Origin of the sequence: Streptomyces spinoverrucosus, from assembly GCF_006539505.1 — a bacterium.
GTDB lineage: Bacteria > Actinomycetota > Actinomycetes > Streptomycetales > Streptomycetaceae > Streptomyces > Streptomyces spinoverrucosus.
In genome coordinates, this window is record NZ_BJND01000041.1 from 44,317 (window position 1) to 57,988 (window position 13,672).

The following is a 13,672-nucleotide window of genomic DNA, read 5'->3' on the forward strand; positions in this document are numbered from 1 at the left end:
GTCTGCGAGTGCCACCCGTGGGCGGCATCGGACCGGACAGCCCACATCGGCCCCGGCCACCGCTGTACCGACGCACCCCACGCGCCTGGCGCCCTGAGAGTCTGTGAGCATCCTGTGAGATAGGCAAAGCCCGTGTCCGGGTTGCCTGTTGGGGCCGAAGTTCGTACGAGATGCGGGCCTGACGTGGCCGGAAGGGACGCCTCGCCCGGGCGAATCTGCGCAGGAGCGTCACACAGGCTGCACACAGTGGCCGGAATCCGTCGTTACCGTTGCAGGCCGTTCGGGGGGCATTCGACTCAGGAAGACCGCAGATGGACTACTGGCAGATGGACTACTGCTCCTCGTGCCGTCGGCATCTCAACGGCGCCCTGGTGTGCCCCGGATGCGGCGCCTACGCTCCGGACATCGCACCGGCCGCCGTCCGGGCCGAGGCCGAGCCGGAGCCGGTGCACACGCCACCGGTCCCGAAGACCGAGGAGACGGCCCCTCTGCCGGAAGGCCGCGCGGCCCGGCGTCGGCAGCGGGTCCGCTGGAAGAAGAGCCAGCGCCGGGCCCTGGTGGCGACGGCGGTCGCCCTGGTCGGCGGCGGACTGACCCTCACCACGATGGACCGCGGCGCCCCCACCGACCGCGCCCAGGCGACCGCCGCACCCGAGCTGACCCTGGACACCGCGGGGCGGCAGCCGGCGGAGGACATACGTCCCCAGCCGGATAAGCAGCGCACCGCGCCCGGGCCGACCGCCCCGCGGTCCCAGTCCCCGGACTCCGCCTCCGACTCCGCGGCGAGCCGCACCCAGCAGCGCCCCACAAACCCCGCCCCGCACAGCGCGCCCCCGGACACGCCGGTCTCGGCCCCGACGACGGCGCCCCAAGCCCCGCAACACCGCTCCGACTCCCAGGTGCCCCCGGTGGACACGGCCCCCAGCGCCACCCCCACCACGCCGCCCCAGCCGACCTCACCCCCGGCCGACACCGGCACGAAGCCCACCACCCCCGACCCGGCGACCTCCGCCCCGGCGACGACACCCACGTCACCCCAGCTCTGCGTACTGGTGCTCTGCCTGGGCTGACACCTGGTCGGGCCTCCTCCGATCCCCGTTGCGGACGCCGCACTCCCGCTCCGGACGCCACGCTCCCACACGCCGAGGTTCACCTTTCCGGTGAAGTGGACAAAGTCCTCGTATCGTCCGGCGCAGAGCGACCGACCGTAGGAGGAGCCCGAGTGACCACTGCCGACCTCTCCCCCAAAAGCCCCGACTGGTGGCGTCAGGCCGTCATCTACCAGGTCTACCCCCGCAGCTTCGCCGACGCCGACGGCGACGGACTCGGCGACCTGAAGGGCATCACCCAGCGCCTCACCCACCTCGCCGCCCTCGGCGTCGACGCCCTCTGGCTCAGCCCCTTCTACCCCTCCGAACTGGCCGACGGCGGCTACGACGTGGCCGACTACCGCGACGTCGACCCCCGCCTCGGCAGCCTCGACGACTTCGACGCCATGGTCGCCGAGGCACACCGCCTGGGCCTGAAGGTGCTCGTCGACATCGTCCCCAACCACAGCTCCCACCAGCACGTCTGGTTCCAGGAGGCGCTGCGCGCCGGACCCGGTTCCGCCGCCCGCGACCGTTACGTCTTCCGCGACGGCCGCGGTGCCCATGGCGAACTCCCGCCCACCGACTGGCAGTCCGTCTTCGGCGGCAGCGCCTGGCGCCGCGTCCCGGACGGCCAGTGGTACCTGCACCTGTTCGCCCCCCAGCAGCCCGACCTCAACTGGGAGAACGAGGAGGTCCGCGCCGACTTCCGCACCACGCTGCGCTTCTGGTCCGACCGCGGCGTCGACGGCTTCCGCGTCGATGTCGCGCACGCCCTCGCCAAGGACCTCGGCGAACCCCTCCGCGACCTCGGCGCCCCCGAGCTCAGCGACGAGGCCGCCCTCGCGACCATGCCACCGGGCAGCCACCCCTTCTACGACCGCGACGAGGTCCACGAGATCTACCGCGACTGGCGCAAGATCCTCGACGCCTACTCCCCGCCCCGCATGGCCGTCGCCGAGGCCTGGGTCCCCGGCGCCCGCCGCGTGCTGTACGCCCGCCCGGACGAACTCGGCCAGGCCTTCAACTTCGAGTACCTCAAGGCCCGTTGGGACGCCGACGAGCTGCGCGAGGTCATCACCGCGTCCCTCGCCACCGCCCACGCGGCCGGCGCCTCCGCCACCTGGGTGCTGTCCAACCACGACGTCATCCGCCACGCCACCCGCCTGATGCTCCCGCCCGGCACCGACCCCGACGCCTGGCTCCTGTCCGGCGGCAACGCCCCCACCGTCGACGCGGCGGCCGGCCTGCGCCGCGCCCGCGCCGCCACGCTGCTGATGCTGGCGCTGCCCGGATCGTCGTACGTCTACCAGGGGGAGGAACTCGGCCTGCCCGAGGTGGCCGACCTGCCCACGGCCGTCCTCCAGGACCCCATCTGGGAGCAGACGGGCCGCGTCCGCAAGGGCCGCGACGGCTGCCGGGTGCCGCTGCCGTGGACGATGACCGGTCCGTCGTACGGCTTCGGCGCGGGCGGCGCCTGGCTGCCGCAGCCGGCGAGCTTCGCGTCGTACGCCGTCGAGGCCCAGGACGGGGTCGAGGGCTCGACCCTGGAGCTGTACCGCACGGCCCTGCGGCTGCGCCGCAAGCTGCTGGAGGGCGAGTCGCTGACCTGGGCCGACGACACCCCGCCCGGCGTGCTGCACTTCGTGCGCTCCGACGGCTGGCGCTGCCTGGCCAACCTCTCCGACCGTCCCGTACCCCTGCCGCCCGGCGATCCGCTGCTGTCCAGCGCGCCCCTGGAGCCCGACGGACGCCTGGGCCCCGACACCACGGTCTGGCTAGGCCGCTGACCCCATGCCCGGGGGAGGCCTCCCCTTGACAAGCCGCTGCCCTCGGCTTACCCAGGGCTGGTAGGCACAGCTCGCTTTGTGCGAGGAGGTGGCCGGGATGGCCGGATCCCAGGCTTCCGGCGGGAGCACCCGCGCGGAGCTGGCCGAGCGCACCGCCGACCTGCAACGCGTGAAGGCCGAGTACGACAACTACCGCAAGCGGGTACGGCGGGACCGGCTCGCCGTACGGGAGATCGCGGTGGCCAATGTGCTGCGCGGGCTGCTGCCGGTGCTGGACGCGGTGGACCGGGCCTGCGCGCACGAGACGATGACACCGGGGCTGCGGGAGATCACCGAGGCCCTGGAGGTCCAGACCGGGGCGCTGGGCCTGGTGGCGTTCGGGGAGGTGGGCGACCCCTTCGACCCGGCCCGCCACGAGGCGCTCGCCCACCACGTCTCCCCGTCCTGCCCCCGCCCGACCTGCACGGCGGTCCTGCGCCCCGGCTACCGGGTCGGTGACCAGCTGCTGCGTCCGGCCTGCGTGGAGGTCACCGGCCCGGAGTAGCGCCGTAGCCCTACGCCACGACGGCCATCTCGTGCGGCGTGTTGTTCAGCCGCCGCACACCGTCCGGCGTGCACGTCACGATGTCCTCGATCCGGACCCCGAACCGGCCCGGCAGATAGATCCCGGGCTCCACGGAAAAGCACATCCCCGGCACCAGCGGCTGCGGCTCGCCCTCGACGAGATAGGGCGGCTCGTGGGTGGTGACGCCGATGCCGTGGCCGGTGCGGTGGACGAAGTACGCGCCGTACCCGGCCTCCTCGATCACCGCCCGCGCCACCCGGTCGATCTCCTGGCACGTCACCCCCGGCCGCACCGTGCGCACCGCCGCCTCCTGCGCCACCCGCACGATGTCGTGCACCTTGCGCTCCTCGGCGCTCGGCTCACCCACGTGCACGGTACGGGTGATGTCGGAGCCGTACCCGTCCTTGAGCCCGCCGAAGTCGAGGACGATCATGTCCCCGTCCTCGATCACCCGGTCCCCCGCCTCATGGTGCGGGTTCGCCCCGTTCGGCCCCGAGCCGACGATGGTGAAGTCGACCTGGCTGTGCCCGTGCTCGCGCAGCAGCCGCGCCAGGTCGGCGGCCACGTCCGCCTCCCGCCGCCCCGCGAACCGTACGGCCAGGATCTCCCGGTACGCCGCGTCCGCCGCCGCGCCCGCCGCGGCGAGCCGCTCCACCTCGTGCGCGTCCTTCACGGCTCGCAGCATCGGCAGTACGACGCTCAGCGCGCGGTACGTCGTCAGCGGCAGCGCCTCCTGCAACCCGAGCAGGTGCAGCGCCCAGGTCGCGTCCCCGACGCCGTACCGCCCGTTGGGCCGCAGCAGCCCCGCCGCGGCGGCGTACGGGTCCTGCCCGTCCCGCCACTCCGTCATCCGCACCGCGCCCGCCCCCGGCGCGGCCGAGGCGTCCGGCCGCTCCAGCGCGGGGACGAGGAGGCGGGGCTCGGAGTCCTGGGTGAGGACGAGGAGGGTGAGCCGCTCGGTGATCGGAGGCCGGTACCCGCACAGCCACGCCAGGTCCGGGCCGGGCGTGACCAGCACCCCCGACAGCCCGGCGGCGGCCGCGTCACGGGCGGCGCGGCGCATCCGGGTGGCGTAGTCGTGCTCGGTGAAGGCGATGGGGTCGTGGTCGCCGGAAGCCACCGGGTGCGCCGGGTGGGCCGGGTTCTCGGGGTGGGCCCGGTGCTCGGGGTGCGCCAGGTGGGCCGGATGCTCGGGGTGCGCCGGGTGCTCGGGATGCGTCGGGTGCTCGGGGTGCACCGGGTCCATCGCGCCCATCGGTCCCGCTGTCTCGCTCATCACTGTCGCCTCGTCGCTCGGCCGTGGCTGTCCGCCGCGGTCCCGTCCATTGGAAGGGTTCGGTCGGCTGGGTGCGTCCGCGAACTAGCCCATACGAGTGAGCCCGAAGGCCGTCCCGCCCGTCAGTACCGCACCGCCCGCCCCACCTCCGCCCGCACCTCACCGGACAGCTCGTGCGTGCTGCGGGCCGTGCCCGTCCCGGTCTCCCCGGCCGGTACGTCGGCCACGGTCAGCACGACGGCGTCCCGGAAGTCCCCGTCCGGGTCGGTGAAGTTGACCTGCACGGCGAAGGACTTCGTACTGTCGGCGGTGTTGCGCACCCTGACCTCGACGGTCGTGCGCCCGTCCCGCCCGCTCACCGGGTCACCGAGCGTCACGTCCTTGTTGACGTCGACGCCCGCCCTGATCTCGTCGAACCTGCGTTCTGCCTCCGCCGTGGCGGACGCCCACAGATCCGAGGCCCGCGCCCCCGGCTCCTCCTCGCCCTCACCCCCGCACGCCACCGACCCGGCGCCCACCACCGCAACCAGCACCGCTGCGACCACCCACCGCGCCCGGCAACCGGCCATGCCAGCCTCCAGCCCGAGGAACCCGTCACCCTCCCTCCAGTGAAGGCCCACCCGCGCGCACCCGCATCCGCGCAGGTCAGCCCATGGCTGGGGTCTGAGGTTGGGATCAGGTCGGCTGGGAGGGACTGCGCCTCTCAGGCGACAGGCCCTAGCCCTCCACAGTCGCCAGCCACAGCTTCACGTACCGCTCCTCGTCGACGTCCAGCGCCACATCGACCAGCGGCTGTTCACGCGCCTCGCCGTGGATCTCGGACTCACCGGGCCGGGGCCGGAGGTCGACAATGGTCTGCCCCCGGGTCGGCCCCGGCGCCAGAGACACCTCGACGGGCAGTGCCCGCGTGGTGAGCCCCGCGGGATCGGCGACCGCGCACACCGCACCGGCGTCGCCGAGCCCGCCCGCCGGATCCTCCTCGGTCCCCGGTCCCCGATGGGCGAGCAGCTCACCCCCGAGCCGCACCCCCGGCTCGGAGGCGGCCCGCAGTCGCCGTACGTCCGAGGCCGGGACGACGACCCGCATGAACACATCCAGCCCGTACATGGTGATCGGCACCCCGGCGGTGAGCAGAATCGCCGCGGCCTCCGGGTCGTGCCACACATTGAACTCGGCGACGGGCGTCGCGTTCCCGGCGGCCACCGCACCCCCCATGAATACGATCCGCTCGATGTTGGCGGTCACCTCCGGGTGGGTGCGGAGCAGCAGGGCGATGTTGGTGAGCGGCGCGGTGGGGATGAGGGTGACCGGCCGCGGGGAGGCGAGGATCTCGCGGCGCAGCAGCGTCACGGCGTCCACGTCCACCGGCGTACGGGCCGGCGCGGGCAGCCCCAGGTCGCCCATCCCGTCGTGCCCGTGCACATGCCGGGCGGAACGCGGCGCCTCGACCAGCGGCCGCGCGGCACCCCGGGCGACGGGTACGTCACCGGCGCCCGCCTGCTCCAGCACGGTGAGCGTGTTCCGTACGACGCCGTCCACGTCGGTGTTCCCGGCGACGCAGGTGACGGCGCGCAGGTCGATCCCCGGGTGCCGTACGGCGAACAGCAGGGCAAGGGCGTCGTCGACGCCGGTGTCGCAGTCGATGATCACCGGGATGGGCTGACCGTTCACGCGGGGCTCCTTCACGCGGGGCTCTTCTCACCGGGCCGGTACGACCCCTGCCTACGCGAGCGACCCTACGCGGATTCCCACAACGCGGTGCCGCGAGCCGCGACCCGGGCGACGATCCGGTCCACCAGGTCGTCCGCGCCGAGGCTCCCCACCGTCGCCCGTCCCGAAGCCGCAGGGAGACCGCCTCGTCCTGGACCTCCCGCTCGCCGACGACGACCTGATACGGCACGTACCGCGCCGCCCGGATCCGAGCCCCCAGACTCCCCTGCTCGGCCCCGGCGACCTCGGCCCGCACCCCACGGCCCAGGGCCCGCCGCACGACCTCCTCGGCCCACCCCCTCTGCGCCTCCACCACGGGCATCACGACAAGCTGCACGGGCGCGAGCCACACCGGAAAGGCGCCCCCGTGCACCTCGATGAGCTGCGCGACGGCCCGTTCCGCGCTTCCGATGACGCTCCGATGCACCATGACGGGCCGATGCTTCCCGCCGTCCGCACCGACGTACTGCAGCCCGAACCGCTCGGGTTGGTAGAAATCGATCTGCACGGTGGACAGGGTGGCCTCCCGCCCCGCCGCATCCACGACCTGCACATCGACCTTGGGCCCATAGAAAGCGGCCTCGCCCTCGACGGCCTCGTAAGCCACCCCCGCCGCATCGAGCACGTCCCGCAACAACGCGGTGGCCCGCCGCCAAAGCCGCTCGTCATCGACGTACTTACCGCCCTTGTCGCCCGCCCCCGGCAACGACAGCCGGTACCGAGCAGCGGAGATCCCGAGATCGGCGTACGCCCGCCGAATCATCTCCAGGGCGGCACCGGCCTCATCGACGGCCTGCTCACCGGTACAGAAGACATGCCCGTCATTGAGCTGAATCCCCCGAACCCGGGTGAGCCCACCGAGCACGCCCGACAGCTCCGCCCGATACATCGCGCCCAACTCGGCGATCCTCAGCGGCAGTTCGCGATAACTCCGCGCTCGCGCCCGATAGATGAGCGCATGATGCGGACAGAGGGACGGCCGCAGCACGACCTCCTCCGCCCCCACCTCCATCGGCGGAAACATGTCGTCGCGGTAGTGCTCCCAGTGCCCCGAGATCTCGTACAGCTCCCGCTTCCCGAGCACGGGCGAGTACACATGCCGATACCCGGCCGACCGCTCCACGTCCCTCAGGTACTCCTCCAGCGCATGCCGTACGACGGCCCCGTCCGGCAGCCAGTACGGCAGCCCGGCCCCCATCAGCGGATCGGTACCGAACAGCTCCAGCTCCCGCCCAAGGCGCCGGTGGTCGTACGCGGGTTCCATCGAATGCACGGGTCTCCCTCTTTCTCGCGATCGGGGCGAGAACCCGCTGCACAGACCGAAGCCCCGGGGTCCCTCACCCCGGGGCTTCGACATCAACTCAGCAGTCAGCGCGCCGGGACACTCTCCGGCGTCGTCGTGAGAGACGGACGGGCACGCTTCATGAGGAGACGGTAACGCGGGGACGGACGCCGCCGCGAAGCATTTCTCGTCCCACCGGCCGACCCCGACCCCCGTAGGGTGACAGCCATGCAGCTCCGGTACAGCTTCCGCCTGTACCCGGACATCGGTCAGCAGACTGCGTTGGCGAAGGCGTTCGGGTGCGCGCGTGTCGTGTTCAACGACGCGGTCCGCGCTCGTGAAGACGCCCGAAAGGCCGAGCAGCCGTTCCCGACGGCCGGGCAGCTGTCCCGGAAGCTGATCACCGAGGCGAAGCGGATAGCCGAGCGGTCCTGGCTCAGCGAGGTCTCCGCGGTGGTGCTCCAGCAGTCCCTGCGGGACGCCGAGAAGGCGTACCGCAACTTCTTCGCCTCCCTCAAGGGCACGCGCAAGTGACCGAAGGTGGGAGCACCACGGTTCAAGTCCCGTAAGGACACGCGGCAGTCGATCCGGTTCCGCTACTTCGCCTCCTTTGTCCTCGACACCGACCCCGCCGCCGACGCGACCCGGATGCCGGAGACTGACCGCATCATCGGCATCGATCTCGGCCTCACCCACTTCGCGGTCCTCTCCGACGGCACGAAGATTGACTCCCCGCGCTTTTTGCGGCGCGCGGAGAAGAAGCTGAAGAAGGCCCAAAAGGAACTTTCCCGCAAGCAGAAGGGATCCAAGAACCGCGCCAAGGCATGTCTCAAGGTCGCCCGCGCCCACGCCGAAGTCGCTGACGCACGCCGTGAGTTCCACCACCAGCTCTCCACGAAGCTGATCTCCGCCGCACGAAGCTGGCCAGGTCCGTGCACGACGCCGGATGGTCATCGTTCATCAGCATGCTGGAGTACAAAGCGGAACGGTACGGCCGCACCCTGGTCAAGATCGGCCGGTTCACACCGACCTCCCAGACCTGCTCCACCTGCGGCGTCAACGTGAAGACGGCCGCCGGACTGGCGGTATCGGCCTGCGGAGCGCCGGTAAGACCAGGACCAATCCCGGCACAGCGCGAAGAAACAGGAAGCGACGGATTCCCGACCGAACCCCGTGCCGCGTAGCGGTACAGCAACGATCGAGAAAGCCAGAATCCTCAGGCTTCAGCCCGAGGTGCAAGTCAATTTCCTGTATCGAGTGGGCCGTCTGGCCTTCCGGCGACGCTCGTACGTCGCCCTGGTCCGGGCGGCTGTCAGCGCTTCCCCGGCGCCTCGGCGGACGGCGCGACCGCGCGGGTCGTCTTCGTCGCGCCGGGCGGCGAGACGGTGACCGCCGCCGACAACAAGCGGGCGATCGAGGAGACCGTGGCCGAGCTTGTCGACGGCTCGCAGGTCGCGAGTGCCGTCGACCCGTTCCAGGCGCGGGCGGTCAGCCAGGACGGTACGACGGCGTACGCGACCGTCACCTACAAGGTCGCGGCGAACGACCTCACCGACGCCGGCAAGACACGGTTGGAGCAGGCCATCGACGAGGCCCGGGACCCCGCTCACCCATACGGCCCAGCCCCCTGCCCCGTACGGCCCGGCGTGCTGGTGAGTCGGCGGTTGGGGTGGTCTCGTTGATCCACCCACGTCGGAAAGTCCCCTGGAGGCACCCCGATGACCCCGCGTCTGTCCGCCCGCTTCTTCGTCGTCTCCCTGTTGTCGGCGGCCGGGTTGATCGCCGTCGGTGCCTGCTCGGGGCTCGCCTCCGATGTCGCGCGGTACGCGAACTCCCCCGAGTTCTCCTCCGGCACACCCGACGGCGTCTCCACGCCCCCCAAGACACCGCCCGCCCTCACCGACGACCAGGCCCGGGCCGCGCTCATCACCGAGGCCGATCTCGGGGACCCGTGGGCGCCGACCCAGGGCGTCGCGACCTGGCGGGACGGGTTCCTCAAGGCGTCCGCGCCGCGCGAGATGCCCGACTGTCAGCGGTTGCTCGACGCCCTCTACAGCGACGAGCTCCTCGGGGCTCCGGCCCGCGCCGTCATCGGGCTCGACGACGGGTACGCCGACGCCCAGCTCCGCTACCAGGTGTCCTCGCAGCGGCCCACGGACGTCGATCGGACGCTCGTCTGGATGCGGACCCTGCCGCAGAAGTGCCGCCAGTTCACGGCGACCACCGCGCGCGGGGCCGTACAGGGCGTGCAGGTCGTCGACTCCCCGCTGCCCGAGGTCGGCGATGCGCGGCAGGGGCTGCGGGTCCTGGTCACCCGTGACGACGACGGTCCGGGCGAGGGTGAGCCCGTCACCCTCACCCTCGACGTCGCCGCCGTCCGGGTCGGCGAGGACGCGTTCACCGTCACCAACGGCGGGCTCGGCGACGTTTACCCCGAGTTCACCCAGGCCGCGGCCGAGCTGGGCGCCAAGCGGCTGGCGGAGGTGCGTAAGCAAGGGCGGGTGACGGTGTAAATCCACCCCACCGGCCCAACCTGTCCCGCTAGTCCCGCTCGAATCGCTCCCTGTGCGCCACCACGTCATGCGCCACGTCGAGCACCGTCAGCCCCCGCGCGAACGCATGCCCCCGCAACCGCGCCAGCGCCTCGTCCGAGCCCACGCCCAGCTGGGCCATGACCATGCCGATGGCCTGGTAGACCTCGTCGTGCTCGGTGGCGAGGTCGCTGAGCCAGAGGCCGTCCGATGACCGACCGCCGTTCTCCTCGCCGGTGGGCAGGGCCATCAGGGCGACCGTCATGACCCCGGCCACAAGGTACGCGGTGCGCAGGTCGCGGGGACTGAGCAGGCCGGGTACGTCGCGGTAGAGGTCCAGCGTGCCCAGGCACCCGGCGTCGTCGCCGAGTGGCAGCGCGCACACGGCCCGTACCCCGAGTGCCGTCGCCTGCTGGGCGAAGACCGGCCAGCGGTCGGCGTCCCGGCCGCCCGCGAGGTCGGACGCGATCACGGGCGAGCCGGTGCGCGCGGCGTGCAGGCACGGGCCGTCACCCAGGGTGGCCTGGACCTCCATCAGGTACGCCGCCCGGTCGTCGCTCGCGCTCAGCGGTACGGGCATGCCCTCGTGGCACAGCGACACGCTCGCCCGCGCCACCGGCAGCAGCCGGACGGCGACGTGGCACAGCCTGCGCGGTATCTCACCGGGCTCGGCGTCCCGCACCCCGTCGGCGATCGCCTCGGCAGCCCGCGCCCGTTCCGGTTCGTCCCTGGGCCGCACGGTGACTCCCTCCTCCGACGACCGCCTCGGACGACGTGGGCCGGCGTCACACACCGCGGAACCACACACCGCGGCACCACACCCACGACCCGCCCGGAAACGAGGCCCGACTACCCGTACCCGGCCACCCCAAACCGCGCCCCGGGCAGCTCACCGACCTCCGCTACCGGCCCTGGCCGGGCACCCCCTGCACCGACGTCTGCACCGGCTCCGTCGCCCGCGCCGGTCCCGCGTTCGCCGCCGTGATCAGGGCCGCGGCCGCGACGATCGCCGCGGCGAACGCTCGGGCGTAGCGGGCGGAAGGGCGTCCGTGGGGAGCGGATGTGGGTCCGGGCACGGCAACCTCGCAACGACAGTGGGGGGTTAAGCAGCCTTAATTTCGTTCCTAACCTAGGGGTCAGGAGGTCCAACGGGAAGAGGTCCCCGGGGAGTTGGCCAATCCGCCCGGGCGGCGGGCGGCGTCGGCCGACCCGCCGCCAACAGCGCGTCTTCCTGTGCAACTCCCCTCAACATAACTCCACTTACTGGCATGATTAAGCGCATGGCGAAGCGGGACGACCCGGAGACCATCGGGCGCAGAGTGCAGCAGCTGCGGCACGAACGCGGCCTCACCCAGCGGCAGTTGGCCGAACCGGCCTACACCCCCGCCTACATCTCCACCCTGGAGGCCGGGCGCGTCCGCCCCTCCGACGATGCGCTGCGCCACCTCGCCGACCGCCTCGGCGTCGCCTTCGACGAGCTGGCCACCGGCCGCCCCGCCCGCCTCGCCACCGACCTGAGGCTCCAGCTGACCGAGGCCCAGCGCACCCTGGCCACCGGGGAAGCGGAGGAAGCGCGGGAGCAGTACGCCGCCCTGCTCGCGCAGGCGGAGACGCACGGCCTGGTGGAGGAGCAGGCCACCGCGCTGCTCGGGCTCGGCGAGTGCGCGCTGGACACCGGCGACCTGACCGCCGCCCGGCAGCACTTCGAGCGCGCCGAGCGGACCCTCGACGACGCGCCCCTCCCGGCCCGCGTCCCCGCACTGCGCGGCCGCGCCGTCGCCCACTACCTCGCCGGTGAACTCCGGTACGCCGTCTACCTCCTGGAGTCCACCCTCGACGAGCTCAACCGGGGCGGACTGCACGACCCGGACGCCCTGCTGCTCCTCTACGCCGCCGCCATAGGCCCCTACATGGACATGGGCGCCCACGCCCGCGCCGCCCAGGCCGCCGAGTTCGCGCTCGCCCTCGCGCCGCAGGCCGGGGACCCCGCCCTGGTCGCCCGGATGCACCGGCAGGTCGCCCGCACCCTGGTCGCCGAGGGCCGCCTCGCCGAGGCCGACGCCTCGCTGGCCAAGGCCGCCGAGATGTACCGCCAGCTCCAGATCCGTACCGAGCTCGCCAACTGCCACTGGATGCGCGGCTACGTCTACGCCCAGAACGGCGACCTGGAGCGCGCCGAGACCGAACTGCGCGCCGCCCAGGACATGCTCTCCGCCAAGCGCGCCGCCCTCTACAGCAGCCAGGTCGCCGTCGAGCTCGCCGACGTACTGCACCGGCGCGGCAAGTCCGAGGAGGCCGCCGCCCTCCTGAACGACGTGCTCGGCGACCTCTCCTCCGAGCGCGGCGCCGTGCACGCCGCCGCCGCACATCGCCTCCTCGGCCGGATCGCCGAGGACGCGCGCGACACGGAGTCGGCCGAGGAGCACTACGTCCGCGCCCTCAGCCTGCTGGAACGCGCGGGCGCCGCCGGTGACCTGGCCGACCTCTGCCGCCTGCTCGGCGATCTGCTGCGCCGCACCGGCCGGGTGGAGGCCGCGCTGGACGCGTACCGGACGGGCCTGGGCCACCGTACGGCCCCCGGCACCACCACCCTCGGTCCCGCACCCGCACAGCCTCCTCTGTGACAACGCCAACGGAAGCATCAACGAACGGTTCTGTGGTGGAAGGCTCCGTCGGTGAGGACGGGCACGACCACGCTTGCGTCGAGCTCGGTGGCGATGGCCACGTCGTCGGCGAACCCGCTCCGGGCCAGTTCAATGCCCGAGGAACAGGTGGCCACTGCACTCCTGACATCGGCGGTATGCGTGAAGCAAGCCCGTGCGGCAGCTGCCTCGCAGGACAGCGGGCCAACACCTCGCGAGTCCAGTTCGGCGATGATCGCGCCCGCGCCCAGCAAGTCCTCCAGCGCAGGTCGCAGGCTTCCGTCCGGCCACCGCTCACCAGCGGCGATCACCACGACGGGACGTTCCACGGTCCCGTAGCCGTGCCGGGCCAGCCATCGTCCGACAGCGGTGGCGTTGCGCAGACAGCCTGCCACCACCGTCGAATCGCCTGCCGCGGCGGCGATGGCGGATCCGTTGGGTGAGGGCAGCACGAGTCGGGGGGTGAACGGGGCTTGCCGGAGCGCCGCCGGTGACAGCGACCACGGTGAGGCAGGGGTGGCGGCTCGCCGCCCCACGGCCAGTGCCGCCGTCTTGTTCCGGGCGAACACGGCCGCTGTCTCATCGCGCCAGGCATAGGGAAAGACCTGGGTTCCCGCCTCGACGGCGACGGTCACCGATGTCGTGAACGACAGCACGTCGGCCACCACCAGGCAGGCGGCGTCCGACGCCAACTGCTGGGCACCGGTGGGACCCCATTCGAACCGGACGCCGTGCTCTTGCTGCAGGAACCAGTCGCTCATGGCGGTCGAGTCTGGCACCCCGGTACA

11 protein-coding genes and 3 pseudogenes are annotated in these 13,672 nt (G+C 72.5%); 7 read left to right on the forward strand and 7 right to left on the reverse strand.

Features of this window, described 5'->3' with window-relative positions; translation table 11 throughout:
- Window positions 1-311 precede the first annotated feature (311 nt).
- From SSP24_RS26305 to grpE, 3 genes are all read left to right on the forward strand, one after another.
- Complete coding sequence (locus tag SSP24_RS26305; RefSeq protein WP_218037106.1) at window positions 312-1,070, forward strand: SCO2400 family protein; 759 nt, start codon at window positions 312-314, stop codon at window positions 1,068-1,070.
- A 152-nt stretch (window positions 1,071-1,222) separates the two neighbouring features.
- Entirely contained in the window at window positions 1,223-2,878 is a 1,656-nt protein-coding gene (locus SSP24_RS26310) for a glycoside hydrolase family 13 protein (RefSeq protein ID WP_141312176.1), read from the forward strand.
- A 97-nt stretch (window positions 2,879-2,975) separates the two neighbouring features.
- Window positions 2,976-3,422 (forward strand): nucleotide exchange factor GrpE, encoded by a 447-nt coding sequence (gene grpE, locus SSP24_RS26315; protein WP_141312177.1) that lies wholly within the window; start codon window positions 2,976-2,978, stop codon window positions 3,420-3,422.
- A 10-nt stretch (window positions 3,423-3,432) separates the two neighbouring features.
- Here the strand turns inward: grpE and SSP24_RS26320 are convergent, their stop codons facing one another.
- From SSP24_RS26320 to thrS, 4 genes and pseudogenes are all read right to left on the reverse strand, one after another.
- On the reverse strand, window positions 3,433-4,506 hold the full coding sequence (locus tag SSP24_RS26320) for an aminopeptidase P family protein (protein ID WP_141312226.1): 1,074 nt from the start codon (window positions 4,504-4,506) through the stop codon (window positions 3,433-3,435).
- Between the two features lie 335 nt (window positions 4,507-4,841).
- Window positions 4,842-5,288, reverse strand: coding sequence for a hypothetical protein (locus tag SSP24_RS26325; RefSeq protein WP_141312178.1), 447 nt, complete (start codon window positions 5,286-5,288; stop codon window positions 4,842-4,844).
- Between the two features lie 148 nt (window positions 5,289-5,436).
- Complete coding sequence (locus SSP24_RS26330) at window positions 5,437-6,390, reverse strand: nucleoside hydrolase (protein WP_141312179.1); 954 nt, start codon at window positions 6,388-6,390, stop codon at window positions 5,437-5,439.
- A gap of 65 nt (window positions 6,391-6,455) precedes the next feature.
- A pseudogene (thrS, locus tag SSP24_RS26335) lies at window positions 6,456-7,693 on the reverse strand (threonine--tRNA ligase).
- A 246-nt stretch (window positions 7,694-7,939) separates the two neighbouring features.
- On the opposite strand from thrS, the pseudogene SSP24_RS26340 reads away from it, so the two are divergent.
- The 3 genes and pseudogenes from SSP24_RS26340 (at window position 7,940) to SSP24_RS26350 (ending at window position 10,224) form a co-directional block, all read left to right on the forward strand.
- Window positions 7,940-8,895: pseudogene (locus SSP24_RS26340) on the forward strand (RNA-guided endonuclease InsQ/TnpB family protein).
- 73 nt (window positions 8,896-8,968) lie between these two features.
- Window positions 8,969-9,312: pseudogene (locus SSP24_RS26345) on the forward strand (MMPL family transporter); the annotation flags it as partial.
- A 117-nt stretch (window positions 9,313-9,429) separates the two neighbouring features.
- On the forward strand, window positions 9,430-10,224 hold the full coding sequence (locus SSP24_RS26350; protein ID WP_141312180.1) for a hypothetical protein: 795 nt from the start codon (window positions 9,430-9,432) through the stop codon (window positions 10,222-10,224).
- Between the two features lie 28 nt (window positions 10,225-10,252).
- Here SSP24_RS26350 and SSP24_RS26355 read toward each other — a convergent pair whose 3' ends face one another.
- Together SSP24_RS26355 and SSP24_RS43040 are read right to left on the reverse strand one after the other, a co-directional pair.
- Complete coding sequence (locus tag SSP24_RS26355) at window positions 10,253-10,981, reverse strand: GAF and ANTAR domain-containing protein (RefSeq protein WP_141312181.1); 729 nt, start codon at window positions 10,979-10,981, stop codon at window positions 10,253-10,255.
- Window positions 10,982-11,144: 163 nt separating this feature from the next.
- Window positions 11,145-11,318 carry a hypothetical protein gene (locus tag SSP24_RS43040; protein ID WP_167529710.1) on the reverse strand — a complete coding sequence of 58 codons (174 nt, stop codon included), beginning with the start codon at window positions 11,316-11,318 and terminating at the stop codon, window positions 11,145-11,147.
- Window positions 11,319-11,522: 204 nt separating this feature from the next.
- Between SSP24_RS43040 and SSP24_RS26360 the strand changes: the two genes are divergently transcribed.
- Complete coding sequence (locus SSP24_RS26360; RefSeq protein WP_141312182.1) at window positions 11,523-12,866, forward strand: helix-turn-helix domain-containing protein; 1,344 nt, start codon at window positions 11,523-11,525, stop codon at window positions 12,864-12,866.
- Between the two features lie 17 nt (window positions 12,867-12,883).
- On the opposite strand, the gene SSP24_RS26365 is transcribed toward SSP24_RS26360, so the two are convergent.
- Window positions 12,884-13,645 carry a 2-phosphosulfolactate phosphatase gene (locus SSP24_RS26365; protein WP_141312183.1) on the reverse strand — a complete coding sequence of 254 codons (762 nt, stop codon included), beginning with the start codon at window positions 13,643-13,645 and terminating at the stop codon, window positions 12,884-12,886.
- Window positions 13,646-13,672: the final 27 nt, after the last annotated feature.